General features: G+C 51.4%; 1 rRNA gene (cut by both window edges). It reads left to right on the forward strand.

The features are described from left to right. Positions 1-854: ribosomal RNA gene (locus JV201_RS03285) — 23S ribosomal RNA — on the forward strand (it extends past both window edges: 866 nt to the left, 1,169 nt to the right).

Here is an 854-nt window from a genome sequence, read left to right on the forward strand (position 1 = left end):
GGGGTCATCCCGACTTACCAAACCGATGCAAACTCCGAATACCTACAAGTGCCGAGCATGGGAGACACACGGCGGGTGCTAACGTCCGTCGTGAAAAGGGAAACAACCCAGACCGTCAGCTAAGGTCCCAAAGTTATGGTTAAGTGGGAAACGATGTGGGAAGGCTTAGACAGCTAGGAGGTTGGCTTAGAAGCAGCCACCCTTTAAAGAAAGCGTAATAGCTCACTAGTCGAGTCGGCCTGCGCGGAAGATGTAACGGGGCTCAAACCATACACCGAAGCTACGGGTATCACCTTCGGGTGATGCGGTAGAGGAGCGTTCTGTAAGCCTGTGAAGGTGAGTTGAGAAGCTTGCTGGAGGTATCAGAAGTGCGAATGCTGACATGAGTAACGATAATGGGTGTGAAAAACACCCACGCCGAAAGACCAAGGTTTCCTGCGCAACGTTAATCGACGCAGGGTTAGTCGGTCCCTAAGGCGAGGCTGAAAAGCGTAGTCGATGGAAAACAGGTTAATATTCCTGTACTTCTGGTTATTGCGATGGAGGGACGGAGAAGGCTAGGCCAGCTTGGCGTTGGTTGTCCAAGTTTAAGGTGGTAGGCTGGAATCTTAGGTAAATCCGGGATTCTAAGGCCGAGAGCTGATGACGAGTTATCTTTTAGATGACGAAGTGGTTGATGCCATGCTTCCAAGAAAAGCTTCTAAGCTTCAGGTAACCAGGAACCGTACCCCAAACCGACACAGGTGGTTGGGTAGAGAATACCAAGGCGCTTGAGAGAACTCGGGTGAAGGAACTAGGCAAAATGGCACCGTAACTTCGGGAGAAGGTGCGCCGGTGAGGGTGAAGGACTTGCT

Origin of the sequence: Pseudomonas sp. Colony2 (genome assembly GCF_019382755.1) — a bacterium.
Taxonomy (GTDB): domain Bacteria; phylum Pseudomonadota; class Gammaproteobacteria; order Pseudomonadales; family Pseudomonadaceae; genus Aquipseudomonas.